This window comes from Halomarina oriensis (assembly GCF_009791395.1).
Classification (GTDB): Archaea; Halobacteriota; Halobacteria; order Halobacteriales; family Haloarculaceae; genus Halomarina; species Halomarina oriensis.
The window spans coordinates 107,160-130,407 of record NZ_WSZK01000001.1 but is presented as its reverse complement, the minus strand read 5'-3'; the positions used below and the strand labels follow the sequence as shown (position 1 = coordinate 130,407).

General features: G+C 68.9%; 27 protein-coding genes and 1 tRNA gene. 9 read left to right on the top strand and 19 right to left on the bottom strand.

Translation table 11 applies throughout. The annotated features are described in order from the left end of the window. Positions 1-2 precede the first annotated feature (2 nt). The 4 genes from GQS65_RS00715 to GQS65_RS00700 form a co-directional block, all read right to left on the bottom strand. Positions 3-1,124 (bottom strand): hypothetical protein, encoded by a 1,122-nt coding sequence (locus GQS65_RS00715; RefSeq protein WP_158202748.1) that lies wholly within the window; start codon positions 1,122-1,124, stop codon positions 3-5. Continuing rightward, entirely contained in the window at positions 1,121-2,176 is a 1,056-nt protein-coding gene (locus tag GQS65_RS00710; protein ID WP_158202747.1) for a TIGR00341 family protein, read from the bottom strand. Before GQS65_RS00710 ends, GQS65_RS00715 begins: the two co-directional genes overlap by 4 nt. A 52-nt stretch (positions 2,177-2,228) precedes the next feature. Beyond that, positions 2,229-2,792 carry a hypothetical protein gene (locus tag GQS65_RS00705; RefSeq protein WP_158202746.1) on the bottom strand — a complete coding sequence of 188 codons (564 nt, stop codon included), beginning with the start codon at positions 2,790-2,792 and terminating at the stop codon, positions 2,229-2,231. A gap of 384 nt (positions 2,793-3,176) precedes the next feature. Beyond that, the gene (locus GQS65_RS00700; protein ID WP_158202745.1) at positions 3,177-3,491 is read right to left on the bottom strand and encodes a hypothetical protein; all 315 of its coding nucleotides are present in this window, start codon (positions 3,489-3,491) and stop codon (positions 3,177-3,179) included. A gap of 167 nt (positions 3,492-3,658) precedes the next feature. Here GQS65_RS00700 and GQS65_RS00695 point away from each other — a divergent pair, with 167 nt between their 5' ends. Then, a complete protein-coding gene (locus tag GQS65_RS00695) occupies positions 3,659-4,546 on the top strand; it encodes a hypothetical protein (protein WP_158202744.1) in 888 nt (295 codons plus the stop codon). A gap of 92 nt (positions 4,547-4,638) precedes the next feature. Here the strand turns inward: GQS65_RS00695 and GQS65_RS00690 are convergent, their stop codons facing one another. The 3 genes from GQS65_RS00690 to GQS65_RS00680 form a co-directional block, all read right to left on the bottom strand. Beyond that, positions 4,639-5,193, bottom strand: coding sequence for a hypothetical protein (locus tag GQS65_RS00690; protein WP_158202743.1), 555 nt, complete (start codon positions 5,191-5,193; stop codon positions 4,639-4,641). Beyond that, on the bottom strand, positions 5,190-5,957 hold the full coding sequence (gene minD, locus GQS65_RS00685) for a cell division ATPase MinD (RefSeq protein WP_158202742.1): 768 nt from the start codon (positions 5,955-5,957) through the stop codon (positions 5,190-5,192). Before minD ends, GQS65_RS00690 begins: the two co-directional genes overlap by 4 nt. Positions 5,958-6,020: 63 nt before the next feature. After that, positions 6,021-6,740, bottom strand: coding sequence for a hypothetical protein (locus GQS65_RS00680; RefSeq protein ID WP_158202741.1), 720 nt, complete (start codon positions 6,738-6,740; stop codon positions 6,021-6,023). 397 nt (positions 6,741-7,137) lie between these two features. Here GQS65_RS00680 and GQS65_RS00675 point away from each other — a divergent pair, with 397 nt between their 5' ends. After that, entirely contained in the window at positions 7,138-7,284 is a 147-nt protein-coding gene (locus GQS65_RS00675; RefSeq protein WP_158202740.1) for a hypothetical protein, read from the top strand. 302 nt (positions 7,285-7,586) lie between these two features. Here GQS65_RS00675 and GQS65_RS00670 read toward each other — a convergent pair whose 3' ends face one another. Further along, on the bottom strand, positions 7,587-8,069 hold the full coding sequence (locus GQS65_RS00670) for a peroxiredoxin family protein (protein WP_158202739.1): 483 nt from the start codon (positions 8,067-8,069) through the stop codon (positions 7,587-7,589). A gap of 167 nt (positions 8,070-8,236) precedes the next feature. Here GQS65_RS00670 and GQS65_RS00665 point away from each other — a divergent pair, with 167 nt between their 5' ends. Next, positions 8,237-9,067 (top strand): DUF7839 domain-containing protein, encoded by an 831-nt coding sequence (locus tag GQS65_RS00665; RefSeq protein ID WP_158202738.1) that lies wholly within the window; start codon positions 8,237-8,239, stop codon positions 9,065-9,067. Positions 9,068-9,326: 259 nt separating this feature from the next. After that, entirely contained in the window at positions 9,327-10,925 is a 1,599-nt protein-coding gene (gene thsA, locus GQS65_RS00660) for a thermosome subunit alpha (RefSeq protein ID WP_158202737.1), read from the top strand. Between the two features lie 22 nt (positions 10,926-10,947). On the opposite strand, the gene GQS65_RS00655 is transcribed toward thsA, so the two are convergent. The 3 genes from GQS65_RS00655 to GQS65_RS00650 form a co-directional block, all read right to left on the bottom strand. After that, a complete protein-coding gene (locus GQS65_RS00655) occupies positions 10,948-11,562 on the bottom strand; it encodes an HAD family hydrolase (protein WP_158202736.1) in 615 nt (204 codons plus the stop codon). A gap of 74 nt (positions 11,563-11,636) precedes the next feature. Next, positions 11,637-11,762: a hypothetical protein gene (locus GQS65_RS21800; RefSeq protein WP_267902860.1), complete on the bottom strand. Its 126-nt coding sequence runs from the start codon at positions 11,760-11,762 to the stop codon at positions 11,637-11,639. Positions 11,763-11,889: 127 nt separating this feature from the next. Further along, complete coding sequence (locus GQS65_RS00650) at positions 11,890-12,156, bottom strand: hypothetical protein (RefSeq protein WP_158202735.1); 267 nt, start codon at positions 12,154-12,156, stop codon at positions 11,890-11,892. A gap of 446 nt (positions 12,157-12,602) precedes the next feature. On the opposite strand from GQS65_RS00650, the gene GQS65_RS00645 reads away from it, so the two are divergent. After that, positions 12,603-13,031 (top strand): restriction endonuclease, encoded by a 429-nt coding sequence (locus GQS65_RS00645; protein WP_158202734.1) that lies wholly within the window; start codon positions 12,603-12,605, stop codon positions 13,029-13,031. A 63-nt stretch (positions 13,032-13,094) separates the two neighbouring features. Then, entirely contained in the window at positions 13,095-13,361 is a 267-nt protein-coding gene (locus tag GQS65_RS00640) for a DUF7553 family protein (RefSeq protein ID WP_158202733.1), read from the top strand. Between the two features lie 18 nt (positions 13,362-13,379). Here GQS65_RS00640 and GQS65_RS00635 read toward each other — a convergent pair whose 3' ends face one another. From GQS65_RS00635 to GQS65_RS22030, 6 genes are all read right to left on the bottom strand, one after another. Then, positions 13,380-13,787 (bottom strand): DUF7522 family protein, encoded by a 408-nt coding sequence (locus GQS65_RS00635; RefSeq protein WP_158202732.1) that lies wholly within the window; start codon positions 13,785-13,787, stop codon positions 13,380-13,382. Positions 13,788-13,846: 59 nt separating this feature from the next. Further along, positions 13,847-13,920: transfer RNA gene (locus GQS65_RS00630), tRNA-Val, on the bottom strand. Between the two features lie 50 nt (positions 13,921-13,970). Continuing rightward, complete coding sequence (locus GQS65_RS00625) at positions 13,971-15,416, bottom strand: hypothetical protein (protein ID WP_158202731.1); 1,446 nt, start codon at positions 15,414-15,416, stop codon at positions 13,971-13,973. Beyond that, positions 15,413-16,801 (bottom strand): DUF58 domain-containing protein, encoded by a 1,389-nt coding sequence (locus GQS65_RS00620; RefSeq protein WP_158202730.1) that lies wholly within the window; start codon positions 16,799-16,801, stop codon positions 15,413-15,415. Before GQS65_RS00620 ends, GQS65_RS00625 begins: the two co-directional genes overlap by 4 nt. Then, positions 16,798-17,505 carry a DUF7269 family protein gene (locus GQS65_RS00615; protein ID WP_158202729.1) on the bottom strand — a complete coding sequence of 236 codons (708 nt, stop codon included), beginning with the start codon at positions 17,503-17,505 and terminating at the stop codon, positions 16,798-16,800. Before GQS65_RS00615 ends, GQS65_RS00620 begins: the two co-directional genes overlap by 4 nt. Further along, positions 17,502-18,515, bottom strand: coding sequence for a DUF4129 domain-containing protein (locus GQS65_RS22030; protein WP_158202728.1), 1,014 nt, complete (start codon positions 18,513-18,515; stop codon positions 17,502-17,504). Before GQS65_RS22030 ends, GQS65_RS00615 begins: the two co-directional genes overlap by 4 nt. 55 nt (positions 18,516-18,570) lie before the next feature. Here GQS65_RS22030 and GQS65_RS00605 point away from each other — a divergent pair, with 55 nt between their 5' ends. The 3 genes from GQS65_RS00605 (at position 18,571) to GQS65_RS00595 (ending at position 22,264) form a co-directional block, all read left to right on the top strand. Beyond that, positions 18,571-19,614, top strand: coding sequence for a M48 family metalloprotease (locus GQS65_RS00605; protein ID WP_233264956.1), 1,044 nt, complete (start codon positions 18,571-18,573; stop codon positions 19,612-19,614). A 52-nt stretch (positions 19,615-19,666) separates the two neighbouring features. After that, complete coding sequence (locus GQS65_RS00600) at positions 19,667-20,194, top strand: DUF192 domain-containing protein (protein ID WP_158202727.1); 528 nt, start codon at positions 19,667-19,669, stop codon at positions 20,192-20,194. 135 nt (positions 20,195-20,329) lie between these two features. Then, entirely contained in the window at positions 20,330-22,264 is a 1,935-nt protein-coding gene (locus GQS65_RS00595; RefSeq protein WP_158202726.1) for an ABC transporter ATP-binding protein, read from the top strand. Positions 22,265-22,483: 219 nt separating this feature from the next. Here the strand turns inward: GQS65_RS00595 and GQS65_RS00590 are convergent, their stop codons facing one another. Together GQS65_RS00590 and GQS65_RS00585 are read right to left on the bottom strand one after the other, a co-directional pair. Continuing rightward, positions 22,484-22,702 carry a hypothetical protein gene (locus GQS65_RS00590; protein WP_158202725.1) on the bottom strand — a complete coding sequence of 73 codons (219 nt, stop codon included), beginning with the start codon at positions 22,700-22,702 and terminating at the stop codon, positions 22,484-22,486. A gap of 156 nt (positions 22,703-22,858) precedes the next feature. Then, positions 22,859-23,161 (bottom strand): DUF5789 family protein, encoded by a 303-nt coding sequence (locus tag GQS65_RS00585; RefSeq protein WP_158202724.1) that lies wholly within the window; start codon positions 23,159-23,161, stop codon positions 22,859-22,861. Positions 23,162-23,248 lie beyond the last annotated feature (87 nt).

The following is a 23,248-nucleotide window of genomic DNA, read 5'->3' as shown; positions in this document are numbered from 1 at the left end:
CATCAGTCGTACGAGCGGTCTATCTCCCGGTACTCGGGGGTCTCACGAGCCGGCGTGAACGCGCCCGGGGCGGTGGTGCGCTTGACGATGGTGGCGATACGGATCATGTACGAGACGAGGATGGCGAACGGCGAGAACGCGATTCCCAGCGAGACGCTGATGAGCAGTTCCAGGAACACGTGACCGACCAGCGGTTCGCCACGAGCGAACAGCAAGATGAGGAACACGCTCGTCAGGAACGACGCGATGCCGCTGTAGGCGATGAGCCGCGAGAGGTTGGCGAGTTCCTGCTGGACGTACAGCGCCTTGAAGTACTGGCGGAGGACGTCCATCGAGACGAACAGCTCTCGAAGCTCCGCCAGCAGCGTCCCGGCACGAGCGGAGAGGACGTCCTCGAACTCGACGGCGAGTCGCCGGGCGTCGGTGACGTTCCGGGAGTAGCTGTCGCCCATCATCGGCACCAGCACGGCGATGAGTCGTTGGTGGGTGCCGTCGAGTTGGCGCTCTATCTCCTCGGACTGGGTCTCGACGGTCCGGACGTACGTATCGACGTCCGACTGGAGGTCACGACGGCGCTGGTCGGTCGTCCCGTCGCGGCCGACGACGGCACGCAGTTCGTAGACCCGGTCGAGGACGAGCCCGAGCACGTCCGAGAGGAAGGCGGCGGGTTCGGTCGGGGCGACCGTCTCGTTCGGGAGGCGGCCCTCGATGCTCGAACGGAACGACCGGACGCTCCGAATCTCGTCTCTGAGCTGTTCGGGCGAGCCGAACAGCTGTGAGACGGTCAACTGGTTGACCGCGACGACGATGGGGACGAACGAGAACAGCCCCGAGATGACGCCGCCGAACATCGAGGTGACGAACCCGCGGTCCTCGACGCCGAGGACGCCGAGCATCCCGAGGGTGAACGTCGAGACGACGACGACGCCGGTCATCCAGCCGGCGATGCGCATCCGCCCGCCTTCGAGCAGGAACCAGCGCTGGAACGTCCGCCGACGGGTCGGGTCGACGACGACGGTCACGACGAAGACGAGCGCCATGACGGCCACACGACTGACGACCCAGAGGATGCGGGTACTGAGCATGAACGCACGACGGAGCACGGCGAGGACGCGTTCGTTCACGGCCACCACCCTGGCATGGTGCCGTCGGTGAGACCACCGAGGACCACCGCGAGCGTCAGGCCGACCACCGCGAGGACGAGGACGCGGACGAGGAGCGTCGAGCGGGCACGGCGCAACGCGGCCCACTCCGCGGGGTGGTAGCCGAGCCACCACAGCGTCAGGATGGCGGCGATGTTGACCGTGACGACGTTGACGAGGACGACCGTCGCCGCGCCGAGCGCCGCGACGGGGAAGCCCCACGCCACGCCGACGCCGACGACGCCCAGCGGCGGGACGACCGCCGCCGCGATCATCACGCCGATGAGGTCGAGCGCGTCGTCCATCGAGAGGCTGACCGCGCCCGCGATGCCCGCGCCGAGGGCGACGAGGACGAGCAGGAAACCGGGTTCGACGTGGTTGGCGATGGCCTCCAGTTGGACGAGTGTCGGAGGGCCGACGCCCACGAACCGGAAGACGAAGGCGGCCAGCGTCGCGCTGACTGCACCGACGACGAGGCCGCCGACCTGCCGGGCGAGGCTCCGACGGAACAGCGACGTGTCGTCGACGACGGTGGCGACCCCGGCGACCATCGGCGGGCCGACGAGCGGAGCGATGACCATCGCGCCGACGAGCACCGCCAGCGAGTCGAGCAGGACACCCGCGACGGCGACGACGGCGGAGACCACGGTGAGCAGGGTGTGGATGCCGAACGACGGGAGCATGTCGTCGGCCGTCGACCGGAGTTCGCCGCGGGAGACGCCGTGGTAGTTGCGTCCGACCACCTCGTCGTAGGGGTCCTCCTCGAACCGCGAGGAGAGGACCGCCTCGGGAGCGAGCACCACCGTGTAGAGGTCGTCACCGACCTCGGTGAGGCGTTCTTGGAGGTGCTCGACCGAGCGCGCGGGGACGGGGACCGAGAGGATAGCGGGACCCTCGGGGTCCTTCGGGTCGCCCGCGACGGCGTAGTCGAGGTGATCGTCGTCGAGCAGTTCACGAACGCGCCGGCAGGACGACGGCGAGAGCGCGAGCACCTGGACGACGCGGATGTCCTCGCGGGAGAGCGCGCCGGTCATGGCGTCTGCTGGGGCTGGAAGGTAGTGTCGTGTCGTCGGGTCATTACGTACCTCAGAGGTGGAAGACCGAGTCGGCGGGGAGCGGCGCGGCGTCGTCGAAGGCGTCGTCGTACAGCGAGACGACGTCGTGACGGAGCGTTTCGAGGGCGGCGTCGCCCTCGGGCGAGCAGCGGACGGCACAGCGAGCGGTCAGGTCGTCGCCGATGCGCTCGTAGCGCAGGCGGCCGTGACACACCGGACAGCGCAACGCGGCGTGGGCGTGCATCCACTCGGTGTCGTGGCCCAGCGCGTCGAGACGACACAGTAGCGCGTACCAGACGACGACGTCCGGTGGCTGGGTCTCGCGGGCGTGGAGCAGTCGGTAGACCAGCAACGCCGCGGTCCCGTACAGATCGGTGTCGACCGGTTCGTGGCGAGCGTGACAGCGCCGGAAGTACGCGACGAGCGCCGGCCGAGACGACCGGATCGCCCCCCCGGTGAGTTCGCCCGCCGTCCCGGCAGCCAGGGCCGCGTCGTCGTCGCTGACCGCTCGGAGTCCACGGCCGTCGGCGTCGTAGTGGCGGTCGTCGGTGAGCGGTGCACCGCTTCTCGGACAGAACGCGTCGATTCCTATCATAGCTACTGCTGGGTGGTGGTCACGGGTCATCCGCGCCGGACGCGTCACCGTGACCGTCACTCGACTTTCGGATACGATACCGTTAGTTAAAAACGCTCTAGATAGTAGAGAAAAAAATTCATTCGGCCCGTCACGACCCGATACATCGGGTTCGGCCCCCGTTCGAGGACGTCCCGGCGAGTGCCCGTGTGGACGAGCGAACGGTACCTGACGTTCAGAGACGAATGCATAATCACGACACGGTCAGTTTCACTTTCACTGCGCGGACGGCGGAGCACTAAGCCCCCCGAGAGGCACCGACGAGTCATGACCATCGACGTGATTCGGACGGAACCCGACCGCACCACGCGTTCGTCGCGGGAGACGAACGAGCCGACACCGCAGTCACGGGTGTCGGTGGACGTCTCGGACGTGAGCGCCGCGACGGTCGCAGCGTACGCGCGAGACGCCGTCGGGACCGACGTCGTCCACCTCGAACGCCGGGCCGGGCGGACGTTCCTCGTCGTCCACTGACCGACCACTCGGGCGACGGAGCGGTCGTCGGGCCAACTGCTCCTCGTCGAGGAACGCGACCAGCGAGGAGTACGGGACGACCGCGACGAACTCGCCGTCGTCGCGGTCACACTCGACGCCGTAGTCGGTGTACTCGTACGACTCACGCTCGATGGCCCCGTCGGGGACGATGGCACGACATCGCATGGTCGACCTTCGGGTGTCGAGAGACGAGAGTCTGTCACCGGAGCAGTAGCCCCGCGGGAGCTATCGGCTCTCGGGGTGACCGACCCGCCTCCGGCCGGGACCTCCCGCTCCACCCCGGACATGATTCCGTGACAACAGCTATACCCTCCGACGCCCACTCGGTAGCCATGTCACGCGGCGTGCTGTACATTGCGACGGGGCCGGACCACGCACGGGAGGCCTGTCTCTCCGCCGAGTCGGTGAAGACGGCGATGCCCGACGTTCCGGTCGCGCTCGCCACCGACCAGGACGTCGAGAGTCCGTCCGTCGACGAGTACCTCGACGTTCCGGACCCCGCGTACGGGTTCGCCGACAAGGTGTACAACCTCGAACGGACGCCGTTCGACCGGACCGTCTTCCTCGACACCGACACCTACGTCGCACACGACATCTCCGAACTGTTCGACGTCCTCGACGGGTTCGACGTGGCGGCCAACCAGTTTCCGAGTTGGAGTCCTGGGGACGAGTGGACCGACGACATTCCGGAGTGTTACCCCGAGTACAGCACGGGCGTCCTCGCCTACGAACGGTCCGACCGCGTCTGGCGGTTCTTCGAGGAGTGGAAGACGGCGTTCGAGGACATCGCCGCACAGGGCGAGACCGAAGACCAGTACTCGTTCCGCCGTGCGAGCTACGAAGGCGACGTCCGCATCGCAACGGTGCCGGCCAACTACAACTGTATCTACTGGACGCTCGGGACGCTCGCCGGGCCGGCGAAGGTGTTCCACGGCCGGTACTTCGACATGGACGGCCCCGGTATCTCCGAGCAGCAGGACCTCGAGACGGCTCTGGAGAAGGTCAACGCGAGCGACCGCTATCGCGTGTTCATCCAGCAGGACGAGTACCTCCGAGTCCACACCTGGCGCGGCGAGGGCCTCGTCGAGCGCCTCCTCATCTCGCTGCGGAGCCACGGCCTGCGTTACACCGTCGACCGGGCGGTGCCCGCACTCAAGCGGGCGGTGAGCGACCGGACACCGATTCCGGTCGGGTCGAGCGGCACGACCCGGACCGACTGAACTGGTCGGTCCGACGGAACCGACGGCGAGGCCACGACGGCCAGCGCCGTCGGCGTCTCCTCGAATCCGGACGACTCCCCACGAGGGACCGGCTACCCGTCGAGGTGGTCGTCGAGACCCCACTCCGCCGCGCGGCGTTCGGCGTCCGCGCGTGCCTCCTCCTGGATGGCGGCGATGCGCTCCTCGTCGGCGAGGAACGCTTCGAGCGGGTCGGTCTCGGGGTCGTCGGTTCGGTCGTCGGGGGCCCGCGCCCGACAGCGGTCGGCGAGCGCAGCGTCGTCGGCGAGGTGGTCGGCGGGGGCACCGGGTGGGACGCGCAACTCGGGGGTGTCGTGGGCGACGGTGAGCGCGTCGGCGGGGAGGTCGTACAACTCGGTTCGGCAGGGGCCGCCCGCGGAGAAGGCAGTGAGCGCGTCGGTACCGCCCACGTCGCTCGCCACGTCGTAGGCGAGCACCGGGACGCCCGCCTCGAAGGTGAGGACGCACTCGGCGTCGTCGAGGAGGAGCGCACTCTGGGGGGTGAGGACGGCGTAGCCGGTCAGCGAACGCTCGAACGCGGTGGCGAGGGCGACGCCGACGTCGTCGACGACCCGCGAGTAGACGAGACGGCCGTGCGGGATGTCGACGGACCCGTCGCCGAGGCTCATGGCGGGTCGGGGATGACCGCGCTCCGGAACCGGTCGGCCACGGCCCCCGCCGCACCCGACCGGACGTCGAGACTCGTCGCCGCCGAGCGGTAGGCCGCCGCCGCCGGACTGTCCGGTGCGTGCGCGAGCAGCGGTTCGCCGGCCTGTCTGCTCGCCCGTACCGCGTCGGACTCGGGCACCGCCGCGAGTGTCGGCCCGTCGAAGTAGCGCTCTGCCTGCTCGCCGACCCGGTCGACGGCGTCCTCGTCGCGGACGCGGTTGAACAGCACCCCCGCCGTCTCGGTGCCGTACGAGCGAGCGTACTCTTGGACCTTCAGCGCGTCGGAGAGCGACGGCACGGTGGGGTTGAGGACGACGACGACGCGGTCGGCGAGGACGACGGGGAGGACGGCCGTCTTCGACCCCAGCGCGGCCGGCGAGTCGAGCAGGAGGACGTCCGTGTCCGCCGCGAGGTCGGCGACGACCGACCGCAGGCGCTCGGGGTCGGCGTCGCGGAACCCGGCGAGACTCGTCCCGCAGGGGACGACGCGCATCCCGAAGCGGTCGTACGCCGCCTCGTGGGTACTGGCCGACCCCGACAGCACGTCGTGGAGCGTCACGTCGACGTCCGCGAGGCCGGCGTGAAACAGGAGGTTCGCCATCCCCGTGTCGGCGTCGACCACCGTCACGTCGTACTCCTCGGCCAGCGCCATCCCGAGTGCGAGGGTGCTCGTCGTCTTGCCCGTCCCTCCCTTCCCGGAGGCGACGGCGAACGCCTCGACCATTCACCGGGTCTGGTTCCTTCCGACAGATAAGTGCTCGGAATCGATGAGGGTCGCGTCGTCGGACTACGGCGCGAACGGGAGCGTCAGGTCCGCGTCGACGGTCCGGGCGGCCTCGTCGACCGTCCCCGCCGTCAGCGCGGGGAGGAGGCCGCAGACGGGGCGTTCGACCTCCGCCTCGAACTGCTCGACGCGCGCTTCGAGGGCGGTGCGGTCCGCACTCGGGACACGGGTCAGAACGCAGGCACGGACACGCTCGCGGAGGGCCGGCGAGAGGAGTCCGAGCGTCCCCGCGAGCGAGGCGAACGCCCCGCCCCGACTCGCGTCGGCGACGAGGACGACGTCGGCGTCGGCGACCCGCGCGAGGTCCGACGACCCGAGCGGTGGGGCGTCGACCGGTCCCTCCGAGAGCGGTTCGTGGGTGCTGGCGAGCACGAGGTCGGTGGTCGTCGGGAGTCGGTCGTGGGCGCGTTCGGCGGCGGCGCGTGCCCGTCCCCAGCGGGGGTCGTGGTAGCCGTCGGGGACGCCGACCGACTCGCCGTCGACCGTGAGTCCACCGTCGGGGGCACGCAACACCGGCGAGAGCGTCGGGTCGGGGTCGACACCCGCCGCGAGCGCCTGCGTCCGGACGGCGGGAGCGACGGTGGCACCGACCGGTGCCGGAGCGAGCGCGGCGAACGGCGTGACCGACCGACCGCGGTCGGCGTAGCCACGACAGAGCGCCGTGACGAGCGACTCGACGCCCGCTTCCCGCGTCGTCCCGGCGAACAGTACGGTTCGTGCCATACGCTCGTCACCACGTTCTGTAGGATAACCGTTGGGCCGGCGACGACCGGAAGCCGTCGACTACCGGGCGCAACCGCTCGCCGTCGTCGTGACCGAAGGGGAGAACGGCCGGGTGGCCGCACGAACGGGCGACGGTGTGACACTCGCCCGTCAGAGTGGGCTTCCGCGTCGGTAATGAGTCTTCTGCACTCCTGTCTGACGGTGGTCACGCGCCCGTCATCGGACGATGACACACCACCGACGGGTACGGTAGCGAGACCCAAATCGGAGGATGCGAACTGCTAACTCGACACGTGACACGGCGGTTCGGTGGGCGAGGACGGCGACTTCCCGGACGAGGCGGTTCGACGACGGTACGGACGAGATAACTAAGCCGTGTACCGTCGTCGCTTCTGATATGTCGGTCAGAGTCCGCGTGGCGTGTCCCGGCTGTTCGGCGTCGGTCACGGCCCAACCGGGCGAGCCACGAGGTGACGACACCCTCCACGGTCGAAGCGTCCCCTGTGAAGACTGTGGTCACCGCATCGACCTCTACTACTACTGAGTGTCCCGGTCGAGGCCGTTGGCCTCGTTCGGGTCCGACCAGTCGCCACCCCACCGAAGGCGACGACGCCGGCCACCGAGAGGACGAACCCCACGCCGTCGAACGGTGGCCCGAAGAACAGTCGTTGGGTCGTCAGCGCCCAGATGGCGAGGAACACGCCGTCTGCGAGGGGTGGAACAGCGAGAACACGCCGCCGCCGAGGCCATCGAGCGCCACACGAGGAGGCGGGGCGGGAGTCGGTCAGGTGACGAGCAGTCGGGCGGTACTGCCGGACCCGTCAGGGAGCGCTCGACGCGCGTGGCTCACCCGGAGAACGGGCCCTCGAAGCCGTTGCGGATGTAGTAGCGAACCCAGTTCCCGTACGTTCGGTCGCCGGGGTGGTCGGCGACCTGCTCGTACTGAATCACGCCCTCCTCGTCGATGACGTACGTCGCGGCGACACCGGTCAGGCCGTGACTGGTCTGTTCGGTGCCGCTGTACTGCTCGGCCACCTCGCCGTCGGGGTCGGCGAGCAACTGGGTCGAGAGGTCGTAGCGGTCGCGCATCTCGACGAGTTCCCCGACGGGGTCGGTGACGATGGGGAGAATCGTCACGTCGTCGTTGAACCAGAGGTCGTACTCGACCTCGCTGAACGTCTGTAGCTGCTCGGCGCAGAACGAACACCAGTGACCACGGTTGACGAGGACGACGGCTGGTCCGTCCTCGACCGCATCGGCCAGCGACGTCTCGTCGCCGGTCGTACTCTCCAGACTGAACCCCGGTGCCTGCTCTCCTTCGAGTGTCATCACCCGGCGATACACGCGGCCCCCTGATAGCGGCCGGGGCGGACGTGTCCGTTCGGTGCACACCGGCGGACGACTGAACACCGGCCGGTCGGACCGAGCACAACTCGACTGTTCCACAAGACAACTCAGGTGGCAACGCTCTTGCACGTCGGCCCCCAACGCCGGGTATGAACGGTGAGGACGGCCGCGACGTGGCCGTGTTACGCAACAAGCGCGACGCCTCGCGGTACCAGATCCTCGTCGCCATCGCCGCGCGGCAACCGGCGGTGAGCCAACAGGAGATCGCCGACGCCGTCGGCGTCACCGCGCAGGCGGTCAGCGAGTACGTCCGCGAACTGGTCGAGTCCGGCGCGGTCGAGAAACACGGCCGGGGACGTTACGAGGTGACCAAGGAGGGTGTCGACTGGCTCATCTCCCGGACCGAGGACCTCCGGGCGTTCACCGAGTTCGTCACCGAGGAGGTGGTCGGACAGGTCGACGCCGACACCGCCATCGCCGGCGAACCGCTCGACGCCGGCGAGACGGTCACGCTGACGATGGACGACGGCGTCCTCCACGCGCACGCGGGCGAGGAGGGGAGCGCGACGGCCCGGACGCTCACCGCCGCCGACGCCGGCGCGGACGTGGGCGTCGCGGAGTTCGACGGGCTGCTCGACTACGAGACGGGCACCGTCACCGTCGTCGTCCTCCCGGACGTGCGCGACGGGGGGAGTCGCGCGGTGGCGGCCGACGAGGTAGCGAGACTCACGACCCAACACGACCTCCTGGCGACCGCGGGCGTCGAAGCGCTGGCGGCCGCCCGCCGTGCGGGCCACGACCCGGACGTTCGGTTCGGCACCGCACAGGCCGTCGAGGAGGCCGCGACGCGAGGGCTGTCGGTGCTGTTGCTCGTCGGACCACGTGACCTCGCCGCCCACACCGACCGGTTGCGCGAAGGCTCGGTGGGCTACGAACTGGTCGACGCCCGCGAGTCACCGGGGGCGGCTATCGAGCGATGACCCAGCGGCGGGAACAACCCGACACGCCGACGCGTCGCTCGTGAGTCGGATACGGGAGAAACGACCACCGGCACCTGGGTTGGGGACCGGTGCCGGTGGCCGACTCGGCGGTCGGGGGACCGCACCAGTAGGTAGCGACTCGGGGGTATCAATACGCACCGCTCGACGACTGTCGCACGGGGTGAGACACACCGTGGCAGGCGAACGACTGTCACTCAATCTATGTTTATCTCCTCGGCCGTCCTAACCGGGGGTGATTATGGCATACGTTGGTAGCCAACCCATCTACATTCTGAGTGAAGGAAGCCGACGCACCTCCGGGCGCGACGCCCAGTCGATGAACGTCGTCGCCGGCCGAGCGGTCGCCGAGGCGGTACGCACGACCCTCGGCCCGAAGGGCATGGACAAGATGCTCGTCGACTCGATGGGCAACGTCGTCATCACCAACGACGGCGTCACCATCCTCGACGAGATGGACGTCGACCACCCCGCCGCCCAGATGATCGTCGAGGTCGCCCAGACCCAGGACGAGGAGACGGGCGACGGCACGACGACGGCGGTCATCCTCGCGGGCGAACTGCTCGCCCGCGCCGAGGACTTACTGGAGAACGACGTCCACCCCACCGTCGTCGCCAACGGCTACCGGTTCGCCGCGGCCGAGGCTCGCGCCATCCTCGAATCCATCGCCACGGACGTCGAGGGCGAGGAGTCCCTGCGCGAGATCGCCATCACCGCGATGACCGGCAAGGGCGCGGAGGCCTCGCGTGACCTGCTGGCCGACCTCGTCGTCGAGGCGGTTCGGGCCGTGGAGTCCGAAGAGGGCATCGACCTCGACGACGTCGTCGTCGAACCCATCGTCGGCGGTGCGGTCGCCGACGCCCACCTCGTCCGCGGCGTCGTCATGGACAAGGAGCGCACCCACGAGAACATGCCCCGCCGCGTCACGGACGCGAAGGTGCTCCTGTTCGACGCGCCAATCGAGGTCCGCGAGACCGAAATCGACTCACAGCTCGACATCACCTCGCCCGACCAGCTCGAACAGTTCCTCGCCCGCGAGGAAGGCGAGGTTCGGCGCATGGTCGACGCCATCGTCGACTCCGGCGCGACCGTCGTCGTCTGCCAGAAGGCCATCGACGACCTCGCGGTCCACTACCTGTCGAAGGCGGGCGTGCTGGCAGTCAAGCGCGCGAAGAAGTCCGACGTGCGCGCCCTCGCTCGCGCGACCGGCGCGACCGTCACCAGCGACTTCGACGACCTCGAATCCGCCCTCGGCGACGCCGGCCTCGTCGAACAGCGCGAACTGGGCGACGAGACCCGCCTCTTCGTCGAGGAGTGCCCCGACGCGAAGGCCGTCACCATCGTCCTCCGCGGTGGCACCGAGCACGTCGTCAGCGAGGTCGAACGCGCGGTCGAGGACGCTCTCGGCGTCGTCCGCGTCACCGCCCTCGACGGCCGCGTCGTCGCCGGCGGCGGCGCACCCGAAATCGAACTCGCGCGCCGCCTGCGCGACTACGCCGACTCCGTCGCCGGGCGCGAACAGCTCGCCGTCGAGGCGTTCGCCAGCGCACTCGAAATCGTCCCCCGCACGCTCGCGGAGAACGCCGGCCTCGACCCCATCGACTCGCTGGTCGACCTCCGTGCCCGCCACGAGACGGGCGACGTGACCGCCGGCCTCGACGTCTACACCGGCGCGACCGCCGATATGATGGCTCAGCACGTCGTCGAACCGGTCCGCGTCAAACTCCAGGCCGTCGAGAGCGCGACCGAAGCCGTCGAACTCCTGCTCCGCATCGACGACGTCGTCGCGGCGGGCGACCTGAAGAAGGGCGGCGGGGCGTACGACGAGATGGACTTCTAACGTCCGAACAGCGGTTTTTCTGTCACTCGAACCGACGAGCCACTGCCCCCAGTGACGTCTCCCCGACGTCGACGAACTCGCCGCCGACGGCCTCGACACCGCCGTCCGTCTCCGGGTCGTCGCCGACGTGGACGAGGGCGTTCGGGGCCGCGTCGAGGAAGTCGGCCGTCGTCTCGAAGATTCGTGCGTGTGGTTTCCGCCAGCCACAGGCGACGCTCGTCACGACGGTGTCGAAGTCGTCGCGCGAGAGGTCGGAACGGACGAGCGTCCGCCCGACGAGTTCCGGGACCGCGCAGTTCGAACAGAGCGCGACCGGGCCGCGTTCGCTCGCCGCCGCGACTGCGTCGACGGCGCTCGCGCGGGTCTCGACTGCGGGGTCGAACGCGGCGACGACGGCCCGGCGCGGCGCGTTGCCGGGCGCGTCGACGCCACGCGAAGCGAGTGCTCGCGCGACGTGCGCGGGGAGCGGTACCTCCGCGTGCTTCGGGGCGTCGACGTGGACCTCGTGGTAGGCGTCGTCCCAGTCGTCGGGCACGGTCACGTCGCGGGCGGCGAGTTCGCGGGCGACCGCTCGGGCAGGGTCCACCGGCAGGTCGGCGTCGACGAGCGTACCGAACAGGTCGAACGAGACGGTCATCGCTCGCCTCTCGGGGCGGCGACGTGTTGAAGAGAGCGGTCGGTGGAGACCCGTGTGACGCGCGTCACGCCTCACTACGCCGACCCCGACCCGCGTGGCGAGCCACGCTCACGGGCGGTCGCGGGTTCGTAGGCTCCCCGGTCGGAGTCGAACCGCGGTCGTTTCGCTCGCTCCGCTCGCTCCACTCCCTGCTTCGACATCTCCCTCGCCTGTGCATCACGGTCGCTGTCGCTCCCGAATGCACAGGCTCCCCGGTCGGAGTCGAACCGACACCCGACCGTTCGGGCCCCACGACGCGAGGAGCGTTCGCCGACCGTCGGGAGCGAGTCACGCGTCCACCTCGACTTCGAGGATGCCGAACGCGTCGCCGATGGCCGCGGCGTCGTCGCCGGGGGCCAGCACGACACGCGCGTCGAGGTCGACACGGATGTCCGTCGCCGTGGGGCGAAAGCCCGTCACGTCGAGCGTCTCGATGCGGTCTATCGCCTGTGCGTCGTCGAGCACCTGCTGTGCACCGCCGGCGAGGTCACCGGCAGCGCCGCGAGGCACCCAGAGCCTGACGGCCACTCTCGTGACCGCGAGTTCCATCGACATGGAGACGTCCGCCGGGAGTCGAACCCGGTGTGTGGCCACGTCCACGCGGACGCGGTCCACCACTCACGTATCCGGAGTGTCGGAGAGACGTGACACTCCGTCCGGCGTGGAGTCGGGAGAGAGAAGGACACTCGGTCACACCCCCTTCCGACGCACGGCCGGACGGGAAGTGCCGTCCGGGTTACGCGAACGGGGTGGACCGAGTGCAACCACGGTTCCAGACCATCCCGCCCTCGCCGTACGCGTCGCTGACCTGGTCAGCGAGTGCGTGGGCGATGTGGGACTTCATCTGGAATGCACCGTGGGGTGTTGCGTACTACCAGCATTCGAGGGGACCCCCTTAATAATTGTGTAGGTCTGTCACGTCATCGCACGGTTCTGTCGACGCCGGGCCGACTTTCACGAACGAAGTAACGTTTATGTCACAGTACACGATGTATCAGCGCATGTCAACGGGGAGCGACGACGACGGGGGCGGCGGGACGTCCTGGTGGACGGTCGATCTGAGTACGTTCGACCGGTCAGCGCTCGAACAGACGGTGTTCGACCTCTACGCCGCGGAAGGGTACGACGTCGAGTGGGCCGCACCGAACGCCGAGGGGGACGTCGCGGTGGTCGCCCGGAAGGACCGACTCCTCCGGTCGACACGGACGACGGTCGTCTCGGTGACGACGGCCGGGACGTCGGTCACGCCCGGAAGCGTCGACAGACTGGACTACGCACGCGGGATGAGCGGCGCGGACCGCGCCGCGCTGGTCCACCCGGACGACGTGGACGAGCGGACCCACGACGCGACGGCGAAGACCAAGGTCTCGGTCGTCGACGGCGAACGACTGCGAAACCGACTCTCCGACACCGACCTCTCGCCGCCGTAGCGCGACCACGGGTCGACCGCCACCCGGCCACAGGGATTTTATCTCGGGTGTCGTAGCGCCGCCATGAGTCGCACAGCACTCACCGACGCAGCAGCGGAACTCGAAACAGCCGCCAGCCACGCCGACGGCGAACGCCGCGAGCGAATCGAGGGACAGGCCGAGGCGCTCACGACCCTCGCGGACCGCGAGCGAGGCCCCGACCAGGGTCGACTCGACCGCCACATGAACGTCCTGCGCGAACTCGCCGGGAGCGACGACGAAGCGACCCCACACGTGGAAGCCGCGCTCGAACACGTCACCGAGTACCGTAGCACGGTCGGCGGTATCTGACTCTGCGCGGCCACCCGACTACGCGAGGAGCTTTCGGAGCGTGACCGCGACCTCCTCGAAGTCCCCGACGTCCACCTCGTCGGTCGTCAGGAGGACACCGTGGTCACCGACGATGACACGGCTGACGAACCCGTCCCGGAAGACCCGGAGGGTGAACTCGTACTCGCCGAACGTCGGCCCGTCCGTCCCACCGGGCCCGAGCGAGGAGTACGCGGAGCCGTCGACGAACCCCGAGCGCTCGACGTCCACCAGACGACCCTTCACCTCACGGGCGGCCGCCTCGTCGTCGTAGAGGTCCTTCCGGAGGTAGAGCACCTCGAACGTCACCGGCGTGAAGTAGATGACACTCCGGAGGGTGTCGCCGATACCGGCCCGAGCGGTGCTGACGAGGCTGTCGCTCAGTAGTGTCGTGGTTCCTGTGCGCATACAGCATAGATGGTCTCACGAGGATATCAACTCGCCGGCGAGTGGTTCACGGAGAAAAGTGGGCTCGGGCGGATTCGAACCACCGACCTCAGCCTTGTAAAGGCCGCGTCATGACCAGCTAGACCACGAGCCCTCGTCCCCACATTCCGACGGCGGTGAATAACGCTTGCGACACTCGCCGGGTCAGGCCTCGGCGGCGACGAGTGCGACGATAGCGAGGAGCGCCAGCGCCAGCGCGACGGTCCCGACACCGGCGGGAACCGACGTGGCCGGCCCGACGACGAAGACGGTCAGCATGGCGACGACGATGGCACCGACGCCGACCAGTACGCTCGCCGTCGTGTGCGCGAGCACACCCTGTCGACCGTCGACACCGGGGAGTTCCCGACCGAGTGTCGTCGCGTACTCACCACCGTCACGGACCAGCAGGATGCCGGCGAAGCCGGCGAACACCAACAGTGCCGGGGCGCTCTGCTCGGCGACGACCAGCACGACGACGCCGAACAGCATCGCGGCGAAGCCGTGGCCCGACAGCGAGACGAGACCCGCGTCGGTCGGCCGGAGCGTGAGGAAGTCCCAGACGACGAACACGCCGAGCGTGATGACGACCAGAACGAGCGCGACGAGACCGACGCTCCCGAAACCACCGAGGAGCACGGCGATGGGTTCGAGAGTGGCCGGCGAGAGCGTGGTGAGCCAGACCGCACCGAGAACCGGGGCGACGACGCCACCGGCGGCGTCGGCCGCGACGCCCGCCGGGTCCTGGTCACCGACCGCGACCGCGGCCCGCTGGAGCAGGCGGCCGACGAGGACGATGCCACAGAGCACGATGCCGAACAGCAGAACGGCGAGGACGACCCCCGATTCGAGAATCGCCGCCAGGACGGTCCCGAGGATGGAGAGCTGTGCGAACACCCAGTCGAGCAGCGTCGGGACGAACAGCGCGACGTACACCTCGGCGACGAACGCGACCACGAGCCACCGGGGGGCCGAGCGGATGTCGTCGAACGAGAGTCCGGACTCGGCGAGGCGGCGCGGCGGCACCGACTCGCGGCCGGGAAGCCAGCGTTCGAGCGTCCGGGTCGTCGGCGGGAGCATCGCCAACAGCGCGATGGCCGCACCCTGAAGCGCGACCAGCGCGAGAAACGGCGTCGCGGTGGCGGCGTTCCACAGCACGACGAGGCCGACGCCAGCGACGGCGAGCGCCGCCGGGTTGAACAGAATCGAGAGGGCGACGAGCGCGACCAGCGCGAGCACACACGACTGGAGCACCGCCGGGAACCGCGACTCCGAGAGCGACCGCGCACCGAGCGAGACGCCGAGCGCGAGCACTGCGGCGCTGCCCGCACCGACCACCGTCGTCTGGACGGGCGGGTACGTGTGGCCGACACCGAGCGCGAGCGCACCGATGCCGCCGAGCGTGGCGACACTCGCCAATGTACGGCGACCGACCGACGCGCCGTCGGGGGTGCCGACGGCCCACGAGAGACTCAGGGCACCGACGAGGGCGACGAGCGCCTGCACGCCGACACCGACCGCGTAGCTCATGGCGAGGGCCAGGAGACCGGCGATACCGACCGTCACCCGTGCGCCAAAGCGGTTCGGCCGGGCGGCCGCGGTGTCGCTCACGCGGACCACCGCCGTTCGGCGCGTGCCATCGCAACCGCGAGTGCGTCGTCGGGCGACCACTCGACCAGTCGGACGCCGCCGCGTCGAAGGTCGTCGACGCGTTTCGACCGCTCGATACGTGCCAGGTCGCCGCCAGTCGTGTCGGGAGTCATGTCGGGGGTGATGACCGTCACCGCGTGGCCACGGGCCGTCAGCGTCTTCGTCATCGCCACCAGCGAGTCGTCGGCCAGCGGTGTACAGACGACGACCCGCGAGCGACGGTCGAGGTGGCCACAGAGTCGGTCGACCTCGCCGTTACAGACGTCGGTGAGCACGCCCGGTCGGTCGTGGAGGCCCCGAGGGTCGTCGAGGAAACGAGTGATGCGAGCGCGCTGCTCGCGGCCGGTCGACGGCGTGACGTAGCTCCCCGCGCCGAGCGAGGCGACCCCGACACGGTCGTTCCGGTCGAGCAGGCCGACCGCGATGCGGACGGCGGCGTGACGACCGAGCGCCGCACCCGTCTCGCCGTCGGGTTCGCGGGCGACCTGTGCCGCCTCGCGGTCGTCGACGATGACGGTGACGCTCGTCGCCTCGTCCTCGCGGAACGAGACCGTCGACAGTTCGTTCGTCCGGGCGTAGCGCTTCCAGTCGATACGGTTCATCGGATCGCCACGGGCGTACTGGCGCGTACTGTAGAACTCGACGCCCTCGCCACCGTCGTCGGTCGCCGTCTGACCGGGGTACGGCAGCGTCTGGCCGTGGAGCGTCGGCGTCTCCAGCGTCGTGTCGACGGTTATCGACGACTCGACGGTCGCCGTCACCGCCCGGCGGACCGTTCCACTGGCGTTCCGGGCGACGAGTCGTGGCCCCGAGAACCGATGTTCGCCACGGCGGGCCGGGAGTTCGTAGGTCAGCACCGTCGTCTCACCGGCCCGGAGGCTCACACAGGCGCGTGACTCGCCGTCGGCGACCGGGAGCGCACCCGGAACGCCGTCGACGATGCGCAGGTCGGCGATGGGTCGGTCACCCTCGTTCGTCACGGCGAGCGTGACGCCGACCCGGTCGCCGGGCAACGGCGCGGCCGCCGACACCGTCCGCTCGACCGCGAGGTCGAGCGGTGGTGGGCGCGTGACGTAGCCGAAACAGGCGTAGGCCAGACCGACGACGGCCCCGAGGAAGACGACCGGGTTCTCCAGTGTGACCCCGGTCGCTCCGGCGAACAGCGCGAGGACGATGCCCGAGGACCACCGGTCGACGGCGCGGGTGTCGACGGTCACCTCACGGGAGGTCGTGACCTGCTCGTCGGCCGGTGTTTCGACGTCGGACTCGTCACCGACATCGACGGAGGCGTCTCGGAGCGACTCGGCGGCCTCGCTCGACGCGTCGGTCTCGAGCGTCGTGCTCATCGCTCGCCTCCGTCGACGGTGATGCGAACCGCGGCGGTTCGCTCACCGCCACGCGTGGACTCGCGGGCGACCGAGACATCCTCGGCGCGGAGTTCCGCTCGACGTTCGGTGAGCACTGCGACGACGCGACGGGCGTGGCGTGCGAACTGGTCGCCGGTGAGCCACTCCTGCAGTCGGACCCGAAGCGGGAGGACGACGTTGTCGTCTTTGGCGAGAAACGCCGCGGCGACCCGGTCGTCGGTCCACGTCCCGCGCCAGATCTGACGGTAGGCCGCGGATTCGGTGACGCCCTCCCGTTCGACCAGGACGTGGACGATAGCGTGGATGAGGCGTTCCTGAACGAGCTTTCGGGCCTTGATTCGCTCCCACTCGTTGACCTCGCTGTAGCGGTCGAGCGCCTCGTCGACGTCGTGACCGAGCGGGTCGCCACGGCCGATCTCGGCCGCGGAGTCCTCGAAATCGAGCGGGTCGGTCGCTTCGGTGAGCGACGGGAGTCGGAGGACGAACAGCAGTCCGAGCACGCCGACGAGCAGTGCCGCGAGCGAGACGACGGCCTGGGCGCTCTCGTCCAGTACGGAGAGGTCGGCGAGTCGGTCCGGGGCGGCGAGGACGACGCCGACCGCGACGAGCAGGACGACGGCGAGCGAGACGAGGACGTGCGCTCTCGTGGGTCGCGGCAGTCGCGGGAGCGAGAGCGAGGTCACTCGTCGTCACCCCCGTCGTCGATGTCGTCGTAGGCACCGCGGGCGGCGTCGACCCGGTCGTCGGTGCTCGGCCGGTCGCCGTACCGAATCTCCTCGAACGCTCGGGTGAGCGTGCCCACCGAGCGAGCGGGGAAGCCACGACGGACCGCTGCGCGAGCGTACTGACCGGGAGTCTTGGCGTCGCCGTTACGCATCGGGACACGGTCGGTCATGGCCGCCCAGGCCTCCTCGACGCTGAGCGGGCCGCGGTCGTCGTCGGTCGGGACCAGGTCGGCCTCGGCGGCCGACACGTCGGTCGACGGGGTCCGGGACCAGTCGCGGTTGGTCTGGCCGCCGAGCGAGGAGACCGCACCCGGCAGTGCGCCGAGCGCACGCCCCAGGCCGCTCGCGAGACCGCTCGACCCGCTGGTGAACAGCGTCGGGAGCGCCACGAGTGCCGCGGCCATGCCGCGTGCGGTGCCACGGACGACCATCGAGGCGGCGGAACCGGCCGCACCGAGGACGGTCGCGGTGTCGTCGACGAGTCGTGGGAGCGTCGCCGAGAGACCGACGACGAACCCCATCGTCACGCGGGGGACGGTACTCAGTAGCCGCTGGACGAACGCGGGCGGGAGGTCGGGGAGGGAGGGGTGGACGAGCCAGAACCCCTCGCGGCGGTAGCCGAGGCGGTTGAGGAGGAGACCCACCACGAGGAGCAGTCCACCGACGGCGGCGATGGGGACGATGGCGAGACCACCGCCGTCGCTCGACGCTGGCGGGTCGGTACCGGCGTCGTTGGCTGGTTCGGGCGTCTCGGTCGGCGTCGGTGTCGGGGTCGCCTCGCTGGCTGGTGGGTCCGGTTGCGGGAGCGGTTGTTGCTCGCCAGGGGCGAACAGTGGAGGGCCGCCGGGCGCACCGCTCCAGACGTCGGTCGGATACGTCCCGAGTCCCGTCGCAGGGAACAGCGACGCTGCCAGGACCACGGCGATCGCACACAGCGCGAGGAGGGCTGCGCGGCGGGGTGCGTACACGGAACGAGTCTTATTTTCCGGGAAATATATGTGTTTCGCGTCCATCAAATAAACTATGGATGCCCTCCCGACACGAGACACCAGCCTGACCCGTCGCATGGTCGCCACGCTCGCGGCCGTTCTCGTCGTCGACACGCTCGCAGTCGCCGTGTTGGCGCTCCTCGTCCGGCCGTGGCTCGCGCCGCTGGGCGGCATGCTCGGAGACGCACTCGGTGTCAGCGCCCCGCCAGCGGTCGCGTGGCTGGCGTTCGGTCTCCCCGCCCTCGCCGCGTTCCTCTGGGTCCAACTCCGCTACACGCGCCGCGAGACGCTCGACGCGGTCGACGCCGAGGTCGTCGGTCCCCGCGAGCACCCGGACCTCCACGCCCGTATCACGCGCCTCGCGGCGCAGGCCGACGTCGCCGTCCCGGCAGTCGCCGTCGCCGAGACGGAGATGGCCAACAGCTTCGCCGTCGGTGGCACGCGCGACGCGACCGTCGTCGTCTCGACGGGCCTCCTGGAGCGACTCGACGACGCCCAACTCGACGCGGTGCTCGCCCACGAACTCGCACACGTCAAGAACCGCGACGCGACGGTGATGACGCTCGCGACGTTCCTCCCCGCCGTCGCCCGCGGCGAGTACTCGCTGCTCGACGCCGTCACGCCGCGTGGCGTCCCCACCTCGGTGAGCTTCCTCGCCATCGTCGCGGTGCTCGGTGGCGGGGCGCTCGCCGCCGCCGCGACGGGTGCGCCCGGTGGGTCGCTCGCCGGCGCGGTCGTCCTCACGCTGTTCGTCGTCCTCTTCGGCGGTGTCCTCCTCGGCCTCGCCGCCGCCCCCGTCGTCTACCTCGGCGAACGCCTCGCGCACGACCGCGAGTTCGCCGCCGACCGGGCCGGTGCGCTCGCCGTCGGGAGTCCCGCGGCGCTCGCCGGGGCGCTTCGGGCGCTCGACACGGACGGCGAACCCGCCGCGGACGCCCGCTCGCTCGCCGTCTCGGGACTCTGTCTCCTCCCCCACGGGTTCGGCGGGGCGGCGACGGCGACCCACCCCTCGACCGCCGACCGTATCGAGCGGCTGAAGCTCCTGAACACCGACTTCGAGGGGCGACAACGCGAGTGACTCCGACACCGGACGACGGAACGCTTACGCCACGCACTCGCCTCCACCCGGTATGAGCCAGCGGAGTTCGGCGATTCTCGTCGCAGTCGTCGGTCTCGTCGCCGTCCTGCTTCTCGGCTACGCCCTCTACCCGGTGCTCGCGGTCGGTGTCCTCGGCCCACCGACGGAGTACGACCGGACCACCGTCACCGCGTACGACGGCGACGACGGCGAGCGGCTCGGGAGCGTCGACGCTCGCGTCGCCGACGACCGAGTCTCGCGGTACGCCGGGTTGAGCTACACCGAGAACCTGAGCGACGGCGAGGGGATGTGGTTCGTCCACGCGGACGCCGACTCGCGGACGTTCGTCATGCGGGGGATGTCCTTCGACATCGACATCGTGTTCGTGAGCGCCAACGGGACGATCACGACCGTCCACCACGCCGAAGCGCCCGTCGAGGGGCAGGACGGCGAGTCGCTGCGCTACAGCGGCGAGGGGAAGTACGTCCTCGAACTGCCCGCCGACTGGACGACGCGCCACGACGTCTCTGTCGGCGACTGTCTGGACGCGACGGGCTACGAGACGACCTGCGCGGCCTGAACCGCGAGGCCCGACCGGGACGCGAACACACCGACCGTCGAGCCGACAGTGTGAGCCGTGTTGACGCCCCTCAGTAGCGGTGCCGTGAGTCGGTTTGCCAACCCTTTTGAGTCCTGAACAAGTATTCAGTCTCTAATGGGCATCACCGCTGACGACGACGACCCGTTCGAGGAACAACGGGAGAACGCGGAGAACCCGATGCGCCGGCTGTTCGCGGAGTACGGCGCGGAGAACCGCTTCGCGTTCCTCGTGGGCCTCCTCTCCAGTATCACGGCCCGCGTCCTCGACCTGCTCCCCATCGTCCTGCTGACCGTCGCTATCGACGCCATCTTCAGGAATGAGCGGCCGTTCTCGCTGCTGTTCGTCCCCGATAGCTGGCTCCCGACCGAACCAGTCAATCAACTGATACTTTCGGTCGGGCTCATCGCGCTCGCCTTCTTCGGCGGGGCGGCGTTCCACTGGACCCGAAACTGGGGGTGGAACTCCTTCGCACAGAACATCCAACACGACATCCGGACCGACACCTACGACAAGATGCAGCGGTTGAACATGGACTTCTTCGCCGAGAAACAGACCGGCGAGATGATGTCCATCCTCTCGAACGACGTCAACCGCCTCGAACGGTTCCTCAACGACGGGATGAACTCGGCCTTTCGGCTGGGTGTGATGGTCGTCGGCATCGCCGGCATCCTGCTCTACTGGAACTGGCAGCTCGCCGTCATCACGCTCTCGGTCGTGCCGCTCATCGGCTTTTTCACCTACAAGTTCATCCAGGCGATTCAGCCGAAGTACGCCGACGTCCGGTCGTCGGTCGGGAACATGAACTCCCGTCTGGAGAACAACCTCGGTGGGGTCCAGGTCATCAAGACGTCGAACACCGAGAACTTCGAGTCCGACCGCGTCGACGACGTCTCACAGGACTACTTCGACGCCAACTGGGACGCCATCGGCACCCGTATCAAGTTCTTCCCCAGCCTGCGTGTGATGGCCGGCGTCGGCTTCGTCAGCACGTTTCTCGTCGGTGGCTGGTGGGTCCTCGTCTACGCGGAGACCGGTGCCGCCCCGTGGATATTCACCGGGTCCCTCAGCTCCGGTGAGTTCGTCGGCTTCGTGCTGTTCACCCAGCGGTTCATCTGGCCGATGGCGCAGTTCGGGCAGATCATCAACATGTACCAGCGGGCGTACGCCTCCAGTTCACGCATCTTCGGACTGATGGACGAACCCTCGCGCATCGTCGAGGACCCCGACGCCGACGGACTCGTCGTCGGTGACGGCGAAGTCGTCTACGACGACGTCACGTTCGGCTACGACGAGGAAGAGACCATCGTCGAGGACGTCTCGTTCCACGTCGACGGCGGCGAGACGCTCGCACTCGTCGGCCCGACGGGAGCGGGGAAGTCGACCGTCCTCAAACTCCTGCTCCGGATGTACGACGTCGACGAGGGGGCCATCACCATCGACGGCCAGGACCTGCGGGACGTCACCATCCCGAGTCTCCGGCAGAACATCGGCTACGTCTCTCAGGACACGTTCCTCTTCTACGGCACCGTCGAGGAGAACGTCTCCTACGGGACGTTCGACGCCTCCCGCGAGGAGGTCGTCGAAGCCGCCAAGGCCGCCGAGGCCCACGACTTCATCGAGAACCTGCCCGAGGGCTACGACACCGAAGTCGGCGAACGCGGCGTGAAACTCTCGGGCGGCCAGCGTCAGCGCCTCTCCATCGCACGGGCCATCCTCAAAGACCCCGAAATCCTCGTGCTGGACGAGGCCACGAGCGACGTCGACACCGAGACGGAGATGCTCATCCAGCGCTCGCTCGACCAACTGACCGAAGAGCGCACCACCTTCTCCATCGCCCACCGCCTCTCGACCATCAAGGACGCCGACCAGATCGTCGTCCTCGAAGACGGGAAGATCGCCGAACGCGGCAGCCACGAGGAACTGCTCGGCAACGACGACCTCTACGCCCACCTCTGGGGCGTGCAGGCCGGCGAAATCGACGAACTGCCCGAGGAGTTCATCGAACGTGCCCAGCAACGGCAGGCACGGACGAGTAGCGACGACGACTAACGACCGTTTTACGCCTCGGGTGACGCTCCGCGTCACCGCTCGGCGCAAAACCCTCGACGAAAAAGGCCACTCGACGCGCTTCGCGCGTCTCGCGGTGAACCGCGCTCGCTTCGCTCACGCGGACGCTATGGTGGTTATTGTCGAGATTCACATCCTCGAATCAGCCGTTAGACAGAGAGCGTGAGTCTAACGACCACATCAGGAATCGTTGACTGCCTACTACTCAGACCGTCCTTCTTCGAGCGCCTCGTAAATCTGATAGCCTACGTACAGAGGGAGTACGATAGTCAGTGTGAATACCATAAAAGCCACATACGCGCCCAAAACACCGCCCACACTGGTCGCTGGTTCGAGGGCGATGACGCTCAAAAGGAACCCGATGACCGTCAAAATAATCGATTCTCTACCCATTATATCAGCCATCGATTCCTCAAACATATGCATTCTGGCAGCCGGACTGTTTGAATAGATTCAATGAGACGAATCGTTAGACCCGTGCCACGGGTCTAACAAAACCGGCAAGCCGTGCTAGCGGCCGAGAGACGCACGTAGACACGACGTCCGATTGTCACCGAGTGGAGCGTCGAGGACGCCCTACAGCGACTCCTCGTCCGCTTCCTGCCCGCTTCCCTCCTCGGTGCCGCGGTCGGAGTAGTCCTCGCGGCCGACGGCGTCGTCGGGGAGCATCGTCATCACGGCTTCGCGGAGCGCTTCGACGTCCTGCAACTCGTCGTCGTAGCCCGCCAGCACCTCGCCGAGGGTCGTCTCCTCGCCCTGCATGTCGAGGGTCACGTCGCCGTGTTCCTCGCGGAGGTCGGCGGTCGAGATGGGGTAATCGACGTCCTCCGGGTCGAAGTCCTCGAACGTCACGCCGTGGGTACGGTCGTCGTCGCTCATGGTCGCCCCCGAGACGCGGCCGCGACAAAGCGCTGTGGCCTGCCCGTCACGGCCGGCCGCCCGATTGAAGACGGCGCGCACGGAGCG

Coding starts and splice junctions, on each gene's coding strand:
- GQS65_RS00645 (WP_158202734.1), top strand. CDS start 12,603: ATGTCAACGGGGAGCGACGACGACGGGGGCGGCGGGACGTCCTGGTGG.
- GQS65_RS00620 (WP_158202730.1), bottom strand. CDS start 16,801: ATGAGCACGACGCTCGAGACCGACGCGTCGAGCGAGGCCGCCGAGTCG.
- GQS65_RS00665 (WP_158202738.1), top strand. CDS start 8,237: ATGAACGGTGAGGACGGCCGCGACGTGGCCGTGTTACGCAACAAGCGC.
- GQS65_RS00670 (WP_158202739.1), bottom strand. CDS start 8,069: ATGACACTCGAAGGAGAGCAGGCACCGGGGTTCAGTCTGGAGAGTACG.
- GQS65_RS00595 (WP_158202726.1), top strand. CDS start 20,330: ATGGGCATCACCGCTGACGACGACGACCCGTTCGAGGAACAACGGGAG.
- GQS65_RS00640 (WP_158202733.1), top strand. CDS start 13,095: ATGAGTCGCACAGCACTCACCGACGCAGCAGCGGAACTCGAAACAGCC.
- GQS65_RS00635 (WP_158202732.1), bottom strand. CDS start 13,787: ATGCGCACAGGAACCACGACACTACTGAGCGACAGCCTCGTCAGCACC.
- GQS65_RS00605 (WP_233264956.1), top strand. CDS start 18,571: ATGGATGCCCTCCCGACACGAGACACCAGCCTGACCCGTCGCATGGTC.
- GQS65_RS00655 (WP_158202736.1), bottom strand. CDS start 11,562: ATGACCGTCTCGTTCGACCTGTTCGGTACGCTCGTCGACGCCGACCTG.
- GQS65_RS00600 (WP_158202727.1), top strand. CDS start 19,667: ATGAGCCAGCGGAGTTCGGCGATTCTCGTCGCAGTCGTCGGTCTCGTC.
- GQS65_RS00690 (WP_158202743.1), bottom strand. CDS start 5,193: ATGAGCCTCGGCGACGGGTCCGTCGACATCCCGCACGGCCGTCTCGTC.
- GQS65_RS00650 (WP_158202735.1), bottom strand. CDS start 12,156: ATGTCGATGGAACTCGCGGTCACGAGAGTGGCCGTCAGGCTCTGGGTG.
- GQS65_RS00585 (WP_158202724.1), bottom strand. CDS start 23,161: ATGAGCGACGACGACCGTACCCACGGCGTGACGTTCGAGGACTTCGAC.
- GQS65_RS00700 (WP_158202745.1), bottom strand. CDS start 3,491: ATGCGATGTCGTGCCATCGTCCCCGACGGGGCCATCGAGCGTGAGTCG.
- minD (WP_158202742.1), bottom strand. CDS start 5,957: ATGGTCGAGGCGTTCGCCGTCGCCTCCGGGAAGGGAGGGACGGGCAAG.
- GQS65_RS00680 (WP_158202741.1), bottom strand. CDS start 6,740: ATGGCACGAACCGTACTGTTCGCCGGGACGACGCGGGAAGCGGGCGTC.
- GQS65_RS00705 (WP_158202746.1), bottom strand. CDS start 2,792: ATGATAGGAATCGACGCGTTCTGTCCGAGAAGCGGTGCACCGCTCACC.
- GQS65_RS00710 (WP_158202747.1), bottom strand. CDS start 2,176: ATGACCGGCGCGCTCTCCCGCGAGGACATCCGCGTCGTCCAGGTGCTC.
- thsA (WP_158202737.1), top strand. CDS start 9,327: ATGGCATACGTTGGTAGCCAACCCATCTACATTCTGAGTGAAGGAAGC.
- GQS65_RS00590 (WP_158202725.1), bottom strand. CDS start 22,702: ATGTTTGAGGAATCGATGGCTGATATAATGGGTAGAGAATCGATTATT.
- GQS65_RS00675 (WP_158202740.1), top strand. CDS start 7,138: ATGTCGGTCAGAGTCCGCGTGGCGTGTCCCGGCTGTTCGGCGTCGGTC.
- GQS65_RS00695 (WP_158202744.1), top strand. CDS start 3,659: ATGTCACGCGGCGTGCTGTACATTGCGACGGGGCCGGACCACGCACGG.
- GQS65_RS21800 (WP_267902860.1), bottom strand. CDS start 11,762: ATGTCGAAGCAGGGAGTGGAGCGAGCGGAGCGAGCGAAACGACCGCGG.